Here is a 13,194-nt window from a genome sequence, read left to right as displayed (position 1 = left end):
CCTCGCTTCCCGCGCCGGTTTGGCGTATGAGCGGCGATGGAAAATATCAGGTTTGAAACGCCCGTCACCGTAAAGGGCGATGCCGCCGGCACACCGCTGCTGCTGCGCAGTGCCAAGGAGGCCTCGGCTTTCCTGCTCAACAATTGGCCCGGCAAGAAAAGCCCCAAGCATCGCGCAGCCCTTCAGGCATGCTCCGACGCCATCTCGGGCGAAAAGCCGGCCATGGCTGCCCGGCGGGCCTTCGTCGCTGCGGCGCGCGAGGCGGGCATCTTCATCAACGACAAGGATTGATCGGCGCACCGGCCCGACGATCACGGGCAGGGTGCAATAGTTCGGCGTCCCGATGCACCCACCGGTGCATCGAAGCCCTACTCTTCGGTGTCGCCTTCCGGCTCCGGCTGGGCATCCGCGCCGGTCTTGCCGCGCAACTTTGCCTCGGCTTTGGCGGCCAGCTTGTCGGCCTTCTTCGCCGCCTTGGCGCGATCACGGTCGCGGCGTTCCTGATTGTAGTTCGTCGGTCTGGGCATGCATCGTCCTCTTGTTCCGGTTCATGCCTGCCTAGGGCCATACGCCCTCGAACACAACCGGCCACGTCGGCGCCCGCCACCCCACCTACCCCTCAACCACCCGTGGCGACAAAGAAATTGTCGTTGATGCGGCTGGCCGTCTTGCGGAACGCCTGTAGATAAGGCGCGACCGTCTGGGCGAGACGCGCCGCCGCCTCCGCCCCAAGCGCCTGCTTCAGGCTCGCCGCATATTCGGGGATCTTCGACCAGTCTCCAACCGTGCGGTCGGTGATCTCCATGTGATACTGGAAACCGTAGGCATTGGGGCCGACGCGCATCGCCTGGATGGCGCAGGCGGCATTCCCGGCCAGCACTTCTCCGCCTTCCGGCAGCATCGACACCTCCGCGCCGTGCCACTGTAATGTCTCGATCTTCGGCTCGACGCCGGAAAACAGCCGGTCGCGGCGGCCCGCTTCGGTCAATTCGACCGTCGCCAGCCCGACCTCCGGCGCTTTCATCAGCCCGACCTTACCGCCCAGCGCATCGGCCAGCAGCTGGTGCCCTAGGCAGATGCCGAGATAGGGCCTCCGGAGCTTGCGCACCCAATGCCTGATCGCCGCCTTTTCAGGCACGAGCCAAGGGTGCTGCTCCTCCTGCCACACATCCATCGGCCCGCCCATCACGGCCAGCATGTCATAGCCGTCGAGGTCGGGGATCGCCTCGCCCTCGTCCAGTTCGACGATGTGCTCACTATGCCCGGCATTGCGCCAGAACTCGGCGAAGATGCCGCTGTGTTCGACCCTGAGATGCTGGAATACAAGGATTTTCATCGGATGCCCTCGGCCGCTTGCAGCCGCCAATGTGAAACCAATGTCCGTGAGGCGCGATAGGTCACGGCGTCAGCGCAAGTTGGCGCAGGCACCTCTCCTGTAGCCGCGGCGCAGCCGCTCCGTTTCAGTGGTATTCTTGTGCCGTTTCGGGATGGAGGAGAGGATGTCCCAGTTTGACAAGGCCGTAGTCTCGTTGCCCGACAGCGAGTGTTTTGGCCGCGCGCCCTTCGGAGCCAGGGTCGTTATCCACGCCACCGCTGCCGACACCAACGGCGCCTTCGGTATGTGGGAGACCTTCACGCCGCCCGGCCGGGGCCCGGAACCCCACACCCACACACGCGAGACCGAGGTCTTCCGCGTCATCAAGGGCACCTACAGGTTTCGCTGCGGCGGTGACGAGTTCGACGCCCCGGCCGGCACGGTGGTAACCCTGCCGCCCTTCGTCGAGCATTCCTGGAAAACCATCGGCGACGAGCCCGGCCAGATGTTCGCCATCGTCACGCCAGGTGGCTTCGAGCAACTGTTCATCGACATCGAGGTGGCGAACGCCGATACCCCAGAAAAGATAGCTGCGATCGAAGCCCGCCTCGGCATCGTCAACGAGGCGACAATGGCACTTTGAACCGCCTTTATCCCATTTCGGCACACACCCGGCTGGCACGCTTGATGCAACGTTTCGGTTGCCGGTGAAAGCCGGACCCGGTCTGCATCAGATCGGGAATAGGCTCGCCGGGGTGGGGAAGGGGTTTCTCTCCGGCGAGTTCTGCAGCCGAGGCAAGTGTGCGGGCGCCGCTTGCCTCGGCCCCCTCGCCCTCCATTGCCCCAACTCCGGGATCGATGCATCTTCGCTTCATGCTGGAGCCCTTACTGCTGGTCGCAACAGTCGGTGCGGTCTTTGTTCTTGCCGGATTGGTCAAGGGCGTCGTCGGGCTTGGCCTGCCGACAATCGCCATGGGGCTGCTCGGCCTCGTCATGCTGCCGGCCGAGGCCGCCGCGATCCTGCTCCTGCCCTCCTTCGTCACCAACATCTGGCAATTGCTGGCCGGCCCGAATGTCTCCGCGCTGACGCGTCGCCTGTGGCCGATGATGGTTGCGGTCTTCCTCACCACCCTCGCCTCGAGCGGCCTCATCACCAGCATCTATACGACTACGGTCACGGCCAGCCTCGGCCTTGTGCTTCTCGCTTATGCCGTGCTCGGACTGCTCAGGCTGCGCATGTCGGTGCCCCCCGCCATCGAGCCCTGGGCCAGCCCGCTCGTCGGCGCCGCAACCGGAGTGATGACGGGCGCTACCGGTGTCTTCGTCATTCCGGCCGTGCCCCATCTCGGCGGCCTTGGCCTTGGCCGCGACGACCTGGTGCAGGCACTTGGCCTGTCCTTCACCGTCTCCACGGCAGCACTTGCCGTCGGGCTCTGGATGAACGGCGCGGTGCCCATGCAATCGCTCGGCATCTCGGCCTACGCTGTGCTGCCGGCATTGCTGGGCATGTGGCTGGGCGGCTGGCTGCGCGGCCGCATCGAACCGGAAACCTTCAGGCGTTGGTTCTTTGCCGGGCTCGCCGTCCTCGGCGCCCATATTTCCTGGCAGGGCCTGGCGCCAGCCTTCTAGAGCAATTCCAGGAAAAGTGCGCCGCGGTTTTCCGTCCGGAATTGCGCAAAAACAAAGAGATAGAGGATTTTTGCGATTCGAAGAAAAGCGGAAATGCTCTAGTGCCCGAGAAGTGCGGTGATCGAGATCGCCGCAAGCGCTGCTACCGCAAGCTTCCAGAAATCGCGTCGCTGCCTGAGCCCTGGCAGACCGAGCGGCTTGATGATCTGGATGGCCATCATGGCGATGATGACGAGCGACAGCGCTTTGGACATGCCGTCTTTGACCAATTTCGCGCGCCGCTGTCAAAGCGCCCCACGCTGCCGGCGATCTGCTAAAGTGGGCGCTACGAATTGAGAACAGCGGCCTTGCGCGGAAGCGCCTCGAAAAGACGGTCGAAACACCATTTTCGGAGCCGCTGTTAAACCAAGGTCAAATGGACGCCGCCGCCGCAAGGACATTACAAAATCCGCCAACCATAAAAGGCCCTCGAGGGCAAAGACATCCTGGGAAGGAGACGCCATGTCATCTCGCTATCATGAGGTCTATGACGGCTGGACGCGTGACCCCGAGCGGTTCTGGGCCGAGGCGGCAGAAGCAATCGACTGGTCCAAGCCCTGGGACAAGGTGTTCGACGCCGGTGCGGGCGTCTATGGCCGCTGGTTCACCGGAGCCGAATGCAACACCTGCTACAATGCGCTCGACCGCCACGTCGCGTCCGGCCGCGCCGACCAGGTGGCACTGATCCACGACAGCCCAATCACCGGCACGATCAAGAAATTCACCTATGCCGAACTTCTGGCCGAGGTGAATGCGCTGGCCAGCGTGCTGCGCGACCACGGCATCGGCAAGGGCGACCGCGTCATCCTCTACATGCCGATGGTGACGGAAGCAGCCATAGCCATGCTCGCCTGCGCTCGCTTGGGCGCCATCCATTCGGTCGTCTTCGGAGGTTTCGCCGCCAAGGAACTCGCCACCCGCATCGACGACGCCACACCGAAGCTGATCGTCTCGGCGTCCTGCGGCATCGAACCCGGCCGCGTCATCGCCTACAAGCCGCTGCTCGACCAGGCGATCGAACTCTCGGCCCACAAGCCCGAGCGCTGCCTCATCCTGCAGCGCCCTCAGCTGCCATGTGACCTCGTCGCCAGCCGCGACCTCGACTATGCCGAGGCGGTGGGGGCGGCACGCGCCGCTGGCCGCACCACCGAATGTGTCTCCGTCGCCGCCACAGATCCGCTCTACGTGCTCTACACCTCGGGCACCACGGGCCAGCCCAAGGGCGTAGTGCGTGACAATGGCGGCCACATGGTCGCGCTCAAATGGTCGATGGAGAACGAGTTCGGCGTCAGGCCGGGCGAGGTCTTCTGGGCCGCATCGGATGTCGGCTGGGTGGTCGGCCATTCCTACATCGTCTATGGCCCACTGCTGCACGGCGCCACCACCATCCTGTTCGAGGGCAAGCCGGTCGGCACACCTGACGCCGGCACGTTCTGGCGGGTCATTTCGGAACACGGTGTCGTCGCCCTGTTCACCGCGCCGACCGCCTTCCGCGCCATCAAGAAGGAAGATCCGCAAGGCCTCTTCGTTCCGCAGTATGACCTCACGAAATTCCGAACCCTGTTTCTCGCCGGCGAGCGCGCCGATCCCGAAACCATCAAATGGGCTGAGCAGAAGCTGAAGGTTCCTGTCATCGATCATTGGTGGCAGACAGAGACCGGCCACCCGATCAGCCAGAACCCTGTCGGGCTCGGCTTGCTGCCGGTCAAATACGGCTCGCCCTGCGTGCCGATGCCGGGCTACGACGTGCGTGTGCTCGACGATGCCGGCCATGACGTTCCGCGCGGCACGCTTGGCAATGTCGTGGTCAAGCTGCCTCTGCCGCCCGGCTGCCTTCCGACACTGTGGCACGCCGACGAGCGCTTCTTCAACGCGTACCTCGCCGAGTTCCCCGGCTATTACAAGACGGCCGATGCCGGCTACATCGACGACGACAACTACCTCTTCATCATGGCTCGCACCGACGACATCATCAACGTCGCCGGCCACCGCCTGTCGACCGGCGGCATGGAGGAAGTTGTGGCCGAGCACCCCGATGTCGCCGAATGCGCCGTCATCGGCATTGCCGACGCCATGAAGGGCCAGGTGCCCTGCGGCTTCATCGTGCTGAATTCCGGCGTTTCCCGCGACATGGCAACGATCGAAAAAGAAGTCGTCGGCCTCGTCCGCGACCGCATCGGCCCGGTCGCCGCCTTCAAGATGGTGGTCACCATCAAGCGCCTGCCCAAGACGCGCTCGGGAAAAATCCTGCGCGGCACCATGCAGAAGATCGCCGACCACGAGGAATGGAAAATGCCCGCTACCATCGACGATCCTGCCATCCTCGACGAAATCACGGAGGCGCTGAAGGCTCGAGGCATCGGAGTCTAGCGCCCTCGTGGCTCGACAGGCTCACCATTCGACACGCCATGAGCCCGTCGAGCAGTATTGGGAACGCGACGACGCTTCATCCTCCGCACCCGCAGATTTGGACGCTGTGCCATTGCCTGCACGCCAACCTCAAGGCAAGTTGCCCCTGATTGCATGAGGGGCACCGGAATATGCTGCGCAACTGGATCGTCAGATACTGGTACTCGTTCTCGCTGACGGGCCTGTTGATCGGCACCCTGTTCTTCGCCGCCTCGCTGACGCCGACGCTGATCCCGCGCAACTATCTCACCCAGGGCGTGCTGTCGGGCTGCTCGGCCGCCGCAGGCTACGGTGTCGGCTTCTTCCTGCGCTGGCTGTGGCACTATCTCGGCCTGCCCGAGCCGAAGGCGCGTTTCCTGCGCATCTCCAAGATCGTTGCTGTAGTCGCCTGCGCCGCAATCGGCCTTGCCTTCCTGTGGCGCGCCTCCGAATGGCAGAATTCGATCCGATCAGTCATGGGCCTCGAGCCGGTCGACAGCGTCCATCCGCTCGAGGTCGGCGCGCTGGCGCTGGTCACCTTCGTCATCCTCATCACACTCGCCCGGCTGTTCAAGATCACGCTCTATTTCGTCTCACGGCACCTCAACCGCTTCGTGCCAAAGCGTGTCTCTTATGTCGTCGGCACCACCATCGCCGTCATCGTCTTCTGGTCCATCGCCGACGGCGTCGTCTTCCGCTATGGCCTGCGCTTTACCGACAGCTCGTTCCAGCGCCTCGACCGCCTGATGCCGCCGGACGAGCGGCAACCGACCGATCCGGCCAAGACCGGCAGTGCCGCCTCGCTTGTCCGCTGGCAGGATCTCGGCCGCATGGGCCGCTCTTACGTCGCAACCGCGCCGACCGCTGCCCAGATTGGGGCACTCACCGGCAAGCCAGCCAAGGAACCGGTCCGCGTCTATGTCGGGCTGCAATCCGCCGAAAAGCCACAAGAGCGTGCCCGCCTCGCACTCGAAGAACTCAAGCGCACCGGCGGCTTCGAGCGCTCGGCCCTTGTCATCATCACGCCCACCGGCACCGGATGGGTCGATGAACAGGGCATCGATCCCGTCGAGTTCCTGCACAATGGCGACATCGCCAGTGTCGCGGCGCAATATTCCTATCTGGCCAGCTGGCTGTCGCTGCTGGTCGAGCCTGGCTACGGCGCCGAGCAGGCCCGCGCCCTGTTCACCGAGGTCTATGGCTACTGGCGCACCCTGCCCAAGGAGACACGGCCGAAGCTTTATCTCTACGGCCTCAGTCTCGGCGCGCTCTCGTCCGAGCTGTCCAACGAGCTGTTCGAGGTGCTGGGCGATCCCTACCAGGGCGCACTATGGGTCGGCCCACCCTTCCCCAGTCGCATCTGGAACGCCATCACCACCGACCGTAATCCCGGCACGCCCCAATGGCTGCCCGAGTTCCGCGACGGCTCCTATGTCCGCTTCACCGCCCAGAAGAACGCGTTGGCCATTCCCGGCGCCGTCTGGGGCCCGCTGCGCATCGTCTACCTGCAATATGCCAGCGACCCGATCACCTTTTTCGACGCGCACGCCTTCTACCGCGAGCCGGACTGGATGAAGACGCCCCGCGGCCCCGATGTCTCGCCCGAACTGCGCTGGTATCCGGTCGTCACCTTCCTGCAACTCGTCCTCGACATCGCCATCGGCACCACCTCGCCCATGGGCCATGGCCACGTCTACGCCGCTGAGCACTATATCGATGCCTGGCTCGAGGTGACCGACGTCAAGGACTGGTCACCGGAACAGGTAACGCGGCTGAAGCAGCACTTCATCGACGCGCGCAAGTAGCGCAGGACGCCGGGGGTAACGGATCTGCGCGTCAGGCCCCCGACCGCGCTCCGCTCCTGGCGGCACGTGCAAAAATCCGCCGCCAGGCGGCCAGCTCCTTCAAGCCGATTTCAGCGGATGAGGTCGGCCACCTTGGCGCCCAGTGCGGCGATCAGGTCGTCCGGGCGCATGCGGATCTGCAGGCCGCGCTGTCCGCCGTTGAGGAAGACCTCGTCCTCCAGCGTCGCCAATTCCTCGATAGCAGTCGGCACCTGCTTACGCTGGCCGAAGGGGGAGATGCCGCCGACCTTGTAGCCGGTCAACCGCTCGGCATTGTCGGGCTTCATCATCTGCGCCGCCTTTCCGCCGAAGGCCGCCGCCACCTTCTTCATGTTGACCTCCTGGTCCGAGGGCACCACCACGCAGGCCGGTTTGCCGTCGACCTCGACCATCAGCGTCTTGAGCACGATGCCAGGTGAAACCCCCATCGCCTCGGCCGCCTGCAACCCGACACGCTCGGCCCCGGCATCGTAGTCATAGGTCGCAAGCGCGAACGGGATGCCCGACTTGGAGAGCACGAGCGTAGCGGGAGTGGTCTTGGACATGCCCCGTTGTGCAACACTGCCCCAGCCTTTCGCAAGGCGGCGATGGGCGCCTGGCTCGCGAAGCGCGCCACCTGCATCGCCAGGAAATGCGCTCAATCACCGTATCGGTGATTTTCTTGACAAAATCAAAATCACCTCCTAAGTGATTGAAGTAAGGAGTTGAGCATGAAGTCTGCGAACTACAAGCTTATCCTAGATGAAAGCGGCCGCAACGACCTTGCCGATACGTTTCGTGCCTATGCAGGCGTTCGCGACATCTTGGATGCGCTCACGCCGTCCAACCGTGCCGACACTTTCGAACTGCAGCGCCTGGCCTACGAGCAGATCAGATTGCAGACAGGCTTGCCTGCCCGCCTGGTGACCAACGGTATCCGCGAATACGCCGCCGGCCTGTGGTCGGCGGACCGGCTGCCGCTCGACGAAAAGCTGATGTCGTTCAAGGGCGTGGACAGCGTATCCCTGGCCACCCTCCACGGCCGCCTGATCGCCAGTTTCCTGGTAACAGGATACAGCGAAACAACTGAAAAGATTTCACTTTCTCACCTCATCCGGCAGGATGGAACCTATTCGCTGTCAGTGCCTCTTTCCCGAGAGATGCAAAACAAGGAGATCGACGCCATGCAGACCGAGTCCATTTCCGGTCGAGTGTCCCGCCTCGCGGCAGGCCTCGTGACCACCGTCATCGACAGCCTCGAGCGCAAGGCACCCGAAGCGGTTGCCGAGCAGGCCATCCGCGAGATCGACAAGGCTGCCGACGAGCTCAAGTCCGGCCTTGCCGCGCTCATCGCCGAGCGCAAGCGTTATGCCATGCAGCGCGAAGATCTACTTGAGGAACATGTCGGGCTCGACGCCAACATCCGTGTTGCACTGCGTTCCGGCCGTGAAGACCTGGCGCGTGCAGGTATAGGCCGCCAGGACGATATCAATGCCCAGGTCGCTTCCATCGACAAGCTGGTCGATGATGTCGATGTCCGCATTGCGGACTCCAGAGCCGCCCTCAATGCCGCTGCCGCAGCCCGCCGCGATGCCGAGGAGCGGGTGAAGATCGCACGCCGCGCCAGCCAGCATCAGACGCAGGGCCAGGCCACGGCCGCCGCGATCCGTCACCCCTCCCCTGAAGACAGGATCGCCGCTGCCCTCAGCGCCGTCGGCCGGCTGACCGACTTGCCGGCGGGTGCGTCCCGCAGCGAAGATCTTGCCGAGCTCGAGGCATTCGGGCGAGATCGAAGAATTGACGACCGGCTGGCCGCCCTGCGCGAAGAGATCGAGAACAAGGAATAAGCGATGCTTCAGGACTTCACGTCCGCCTCAACGCTTTATCTTTACCCATTGCTCGCCGGGCTGAGCCTCGGCGTGCTGCAAATTGTCGTCTACTTCGCCGGCAGCGTCTCGCTCGGCGATTCAGTGGCCGACATGATCGACGGTACCAGCATCGGCGAGTTGTTCGACTGGCTGAACTTCGGCCGCGTGCCGTTCTCTATTCTCGGTATGCTGCTGCTAACCAGCTTCGGTGCAACAGGCATGCTGCTCGACGGCACGATCTCGGCCCTGCCGGCTTGGACCTACGCCATAGTTGCAGCACCCGTTGCGGTCGGCGTCACCAAGCTGGTCGGCAACGGCATCGCCAAGGTGTTGCCGCGTGACGAAAGTTACGCGGTGACGCGCGAGCACATGATCGGCCGGCGCGGCATTGTCACCCTTGGCCCGCTCGACGACGGTGTGCCCGGCGCAATCCGCGTTCGCGATGAGCACGGCGACCTGCACACCGTCAAGGCGCGGCCCGCCGACCCTGGCAGCGTTATCGACAAGGGGGCCGAGGTGGTCGTGGTTTCGGCCGTGCCCGGCAGTGATCGCATCTTTCTGGTCATCCCCTTCACCAGCGAGTGAAGCGACCAGGGGCCTTAGGTTTTCTGGTCGGCACAGCCGGCCTGCACGTCACATCTGCATGTCAAAATAGGAGCGGACTTTGGAAGCTATCCAGGAATTCCTGATATGGGCCGCTATCGTTGCGGTCATCGTTGCCGCCATCGGCTTCACCTTCGGCCGGCTGTACCACCGCGCCGAACGTGACGAGGCCTTCGTCCGTACTGGCGTCGGCGGGCGCCGCGTCGTCAAGGACGGCGGCGCGCTCATCCTGCCGGTTGTCCATGCGCTGGCACGGGTCAAGCTCAACACCGTCAAGCTGGTGGTCGACCGCCGCCGCGAAGATGCCTTCATCACCGCCGACCGCATGCGCGTCGACATCCGTGCCGAATTCTACGTCCGTGTCGACGGCACCGACGACGGCATCGGCCTGGCCGCCCAGACGCTGGGCGACCGCGTCAACGACCCCAAGGCGATCCAGGATCTGGTCGAAGCCAAGCTCGTCGATGCCCTGCGCTCAGTGGCTGCCCGCAACACCCTCGACCAGTTGCATGAAAGCCGCTCCGACTTCGTCAAGGCGGTGCAGGACGCCGTCGAGACCGATCTGCGCTCCAACGGTCTTGAGCTGGAATCGGTCAGCCTCACCGGCCTCGACCAGACGCCGAAGGAGTTCTTCAACGAGACCAATGCGTTCGATGCCGTCGGCCTGGCCAAGCTCACCACCATCACCGAGCAACGCCGCAAGGAGCGCAACGAGATCACCCGTCAGACCGAAGTGGCGATCGCCGAGCAGGACATGACAGCCGCCAAGCAGCGTTTCGCCCTCAAGCGTCAGGAAGAAGAGGCCCGCCTCGACCAGCAGCGCGACGTCGCCAACAAGGAAGCGCTGACCCGCGCCGAGAAAGCCAAGGCCGAGGAAGACGCCAAGCTTGCCGAGCAGAGCGCACAGATCGAGCGTGAGCGCGAGATCGCCGAGCGTTCGGCTGCCGCCAGCAAGGCCAGGGAAGAGGCCCGCATCAACTCCGAACGCGATGTCGAACTGAGCCGCCAGACCATGGCAGTCGCCATCGCCAAGAAGAGCGAAGAGACGCTGCGCGCCGAGGCCAAGGCGCGCGAGGCAGAGGCCCTGAGCGTTGCGGCCCACGAAAAGGTGCAGACGGCCCGCGAGCGCGAAATCGCCGACCGTAACCGTCAGATCGCCATCCTGCAGGCGCAGGAGGCGGCCGAATCCGAGGCCGTCACCGTCACCGTCAGCGCCACCGCCGAAAAGGCCGCGGCAGAGGATCGTGCCGAGGCGACGCTCGTCGAGGCACGTGCCAGCGCCGAGGCGATGAAGGTGCGCGCCGAAGGCATCCAGGTCGAGGGCGAGGCCCATGCCCAGACCATCCGGGCCCGCAACGAGGCGTCGAACACGCTGTCCGACAAGATGATCCAGTTCGAGCTGACCCAGGCCCGCATCAGCATGCTGCCGGAAGCGCTCAAGGCGCTGATGGAGCCGGCAAGCCGCATCGAGAGCATCCGCGTATTCGACACGCAGGGCTTCTCCGCCGGCCGCTCGGGCGGCGACGGCGCCAACCGCTCCGGCGCGGGCGACCTCGCCGACCAACTGCTGCGCTTCACCGGCAACAAGCCGCTGATCGACGCGCTGCTGGCCGCGGCAGGCATGGACGGCGCAGGCGGAACCCTCAAGGATCTCGTTACGCCCAACCCGGCCTATGCCGACGCAGAGCCTGAACTTGTCGAAGCCTACGACGTCGACGAAGAAGCGACGGCGACACCACAGGGCTGATCGAGCCAGAAGACGACGTAGCGGAGGCGGTGCGCCCACTTCCGCTACGAGCCGTATCGGCACCAGCAAAAGAGAATGGATCGCAGCCGGTGGCAATACCTGCGATCCTTGGGCATGATTGTGGCGTGACGACAGCCGGACCATGCCGATCATGTCGATTTTCGAATTCGCAGGTCACACGCTCGATCTCAGGCAAGGCACGCTGCGAAACGGCGCTGCCGAACTCAGACTGCGCCCAAAATCCCTCTGCCTGCTCACCTACTTTGTCACCAACCCCGGCAGGGTCATCGACAAGCACGAGCTGATCGAGGTCGTCTGGCCGGATGTCATCGTTTCGGACGACTCGCTCAGCCAATGCCTGAAGGACATCCGCATGGTCCTAGGGCCGCAAGCGGAAGGTCTGATCCGCACCGTGCCACGACGCGGCTACATCCTCGATGCGGCGCGCCTCACGTCCCGCTCAGGCGACACCGCACTTCCGGATCTCTCGCCGGCCGACAGACCTTCGATCGCCGTTCTGCCGTTCGACAACTCCGGTCCCGACCAGCAATGGTTCTCCGACGGAATCGCCGAGGACATCACGACCGCGCTCGCCAAAAGCCGGAAGCTCAGGGTCGTCTCGAAGAACTATAGCTTCGCCTTCAAGGGGCACGCCGTCAGGGGCGACCAGATCGCCCGCGAACTCGGGGTCCGCTACCTCCTCGAGGGAAGCGTTCGTCTCTCGGGCCAGCGCGTCCGCGTCTCCACGCGCCTGCTCGAGGGCGCGACCGGGGAATTGCTCTGGGCAGAGCGCTTCGACCGTGAGCTTGCCAACGTCTTCGCTATCCAGGACGAGATCACCGAAGCCGTCGTCGGGCACCTGGAACTCGAACTGCTGCCGGAGGAGAGGCAGGCCATTCACCAGGCCCGTACCGCCAATGTCGAGGCCTATCACTGCGAGCTTCACGGCCGACAGCTGGCGCTGGCACTGACGAAATCACGCCTCATCCTGGCCCGGCGCATGTTCGCCCGGGCGGCCGAGCTTGATCCCTCCTATGCCCGCGCCCATGCCGGTCTGGTCATCTGCGACTGCTATCTGCGCGACTGGCATGGCGGCGGCAGCATCCCGGCGGATGCCATCCTGGCTATTGCCGACAAGGCGCTGGAGCTCGATCCCGGTCTGCCGGAAGCGCATACGGCCAAGGGCTTTGCGTTGTTCTGCAACGAAAACTACACCCAAGCCGACCAGTCTTACCGGCAGGCGCTGGCGATCGACCCCAATTCCTACGACGCCAATTTCTTCTTCGCCTCGACCATGGCACGTTTCCGCAACGATCGGGAGCAAATGGTCTCGCTGTTCAAGCTGGCCTCCCGGCTCCGACCGGACGACTATGTGTCGCCGATGATGATCGCCGCCTTCGTCGAACGGGACGATCCGGAACGGCTGGAGTGGGCAGGTGTCTGTTTCGAGCGAGCCCAACGTGCCACGGCCCTCTATCCCGAAGATGCTGCGCCGCTGCATCGCGGCGCTTTGGCGCTTACCTATCTGGGCAACAGGGAAAAGGCGCACGCCTGGCTGACGCGAGCGCTGGCAATCGAACCCGACGAATTCATCGCCCAGGTCAACGCAGCCTGCATTCACGCTTTGTCGGGCGAGGTCGAACAGGCGCTGGACTACCTCGAAAAGGCCGGCAGGAAAGTCCCGCAGAACACCATCGACATGCTGCGCAGCGACGCCGATTTTGACACCCTGCGTGATCATCCGCGTTTTGCGCAGGTGCTCCGCCCCAGGATTTCCTGATC

13 protein-coding genes are annotated in these 13,194 nt (G+C 64.2%); 9 read left to right on the top strand and 4 right to left on the bottom strand.

All coding sequences use genetic code 11. From position 1 onward, the window contains the following. Nucleotides 1–36: 36 nt before the first annotated feature. Nucleotides 37–291, top strand: a complete 255-nt coding sequence (locus tag NDO48_RS01220) for a DUF982 domain-containing protein (protein ID WP_018429882.1) — start codon at nt 37–39, stop codon at nt 289–291. 77 nt (nt 292–368) lie between these two features. Here the strand turns inward: NDO48_RS01220 and NDO48_RS01215 are convergent, their stop codons facing one another. Together NDO48_RS01215 and NDO48_RS01210 are read right to left on the bottom strand one after the other, a co-directional pair. Further along, the gene (locus NDO48_RS01215) at nt 369–527 is read right to left on the bottom strand and encodes a hypothetical protein (protein WP_018429883.1); all 159 of its coding nucleotides are present in this window, start codon (nt 525–527) and stop codon (nt 369–371) included. A 92-nt stretch (nt 528–619) separates the two neighbouring features. After that, entirely contained in the window at nt 620–1,336 is a 717-nt protein-coding gene (locus NDO48_RS01210; protein WP_267320708.1) for a type 1 glutamine amidotransferase, read from the bottom strand. A 163-nt stretch (nt 1,337–1,499) separates the two neighbouring features. On the opposite strand from NDO48_RS01210, the gene NDO48_RS01205 reads away from it, so the two are divergent. Beyond that, the gene (locus NDO48_RS01205) at nt 1,500–1,958 is read left to right on the top strand and encodes a cupin domain-containing protein (protein ID WP_267320707.1); all 459 of its coding nucleotides are present in this window, start codon (nt 1,500–1,502) and stop codon (nt 1,956–1,958) included. A 215-nt stretch (nt 1,959–2,173) separates the two neighbouring features. Next, nucleotides 2,174–2,944, top strand: a complete 771-nt coding sequence (locus NDO48_RS01200) for a sulfite exporter TauE/SafE family protein (protein WP_267320706.1) — start codon at nt 2,174–2,176, stop codon at nt 2,942–2,944. 98 nt (nt 2,945–3,042) lie between these two features. Here NDO48_RS01200 and NDO48_RS01195 read toward each other — a convergent pair whose 3' ends face one another. After that, nucleotides 3,043–3,198, bottom strand: coding sequence for a hypothetical protein (locus tag NDO48_RS01195; RefSeq protein WP_018429887.1), 156 nt, complete (start codon nt 3,196–3,198; stop codon nt 3,043–3,045). Nucleotides 3,199–3,445: 247 nt separating this feature from the next. On the opposite strand from NDO48_RS01195, the gene NDO48_RS01190 reads away from it, so the two are divergent. Both NDO48_RS01190 and NDO48_RS01185 read left to right on the top strand, forming a co-directional pair. Further along, entirely contained in the window at nt 3,446–5,353 is a 1,908-nt protein-coding gene (locus tag NDO48_RS01190) for a propionyl-CoA synthetase (protein WP_267320705.1), read from the top strand. 170 nt (nt 5,354–5,523) lie between these two features. Beyond that, nucleotides 5,524–7,176 carry an alpha/beta hydrolase gene (locus tag NDO48_RS01185; RefSeq protein WP_267320704.1) on the top strand — a complete coding sequence of 551 codons (1,653 nt, stop codon included), beginning with the start codon at nt 5,524–5,526 and terminating at the stop codon, nt 7,174–7,176. A 110-nt stretch (nt 7,177–7,286) separates the two neighbouring features. On the opposite strand, the gene ybaK is transcribed toward NDO48_RS01185, so the two are convergent. Next, nucleotides 7,287–7,760 carry a Cys-tRNA(Pro) deacylase gene (gene ybaK / locus NDO48_RS01180; RefSeq protein ID WP_026227582.1) on the bottom strand — a complete coding sequence of 158 codons (474 nt, stop codon included), beginning with the start codon at nt 7,758–7,760 and terminating at the stop codon, nt 7,287–7,289. A gap of 165 nt (nt 7,761–7,925) precedes the next feature. Here ybaK and NDO48_RS01175 point away from each other — a divergent pair, with 165 nt between their 5' ends. The 4 genes from NDO48_RS01175 (at nt 7,926) to NDO48_RS01160 (ending at nt 13,192) form a co-directional block, all read left to right on the top strand. After that, on the top strand, nt 7,926–9,041 hold the full coding sequence (locus tag NDO48_RS01175; protein ID WP_018429891.1) for a PspA/IM30 family protein: 1,116 nt from the start codon (nt 7,926–7,928) through the stop codon (nt 9,039–9,041). A gap of 3 nt (nt 9,042–9,044) precedes the next feature. After that, the gene (locus NDO48_RS01170; protein WP_018429892.1) at nt 9,045–9,647 is read left to right on the top strand and encodes an OB-fold-containig protein; all 603 of its coding nucleotides are present in this window, start codon (nt 9,045–9,047) and stop codon (nt 9,645–9,647) included. Between the two features lie 79 nt (nt 9,648–9,726). Beyond that, the gene (locus NDO48_RS01165; RefSeq protein WP_018429893.1) at nt 9,727–11,412 is read left to right on the top strand and encodes a flotillin family protein; all 1,686 of its coding nucleotides are present in this window, start codon (nt 9,727–9,729) and stop codon (nt 11,410–11,412) included. 151 nt (nt 11,413–11,563) lie between these two features. Continuing rightward, the gene (locus NDO48_RS01160; protein ID WP_267320703.1) at nt 11,564–13,192 is read left to right on the top strand and encodes a TPR end-of-group domain-containing protein; all 1,629 of its coding nucleotides are present in this window, start codon (nt 11,564–11,566) and stop codon (nt 13,190–13,192) included. The last annotated feature ends 2 nt before the right edge of the window (nt 13,193–13,194 follow it).

This window comes from Aminobacter sp. MET-1 (assembly GCF_026521175.1).
GTDB lineage: Bacteria > Pseudomonadota > Alphaproteobacteria > Rhizobiales > Rhizobiaceae > Aminobacter.
The sequence above is the reverse complement of the archived record's forward strand: the minus strand, read 5'-3'. Positions and strand labels throughout refer to the sequence as shown.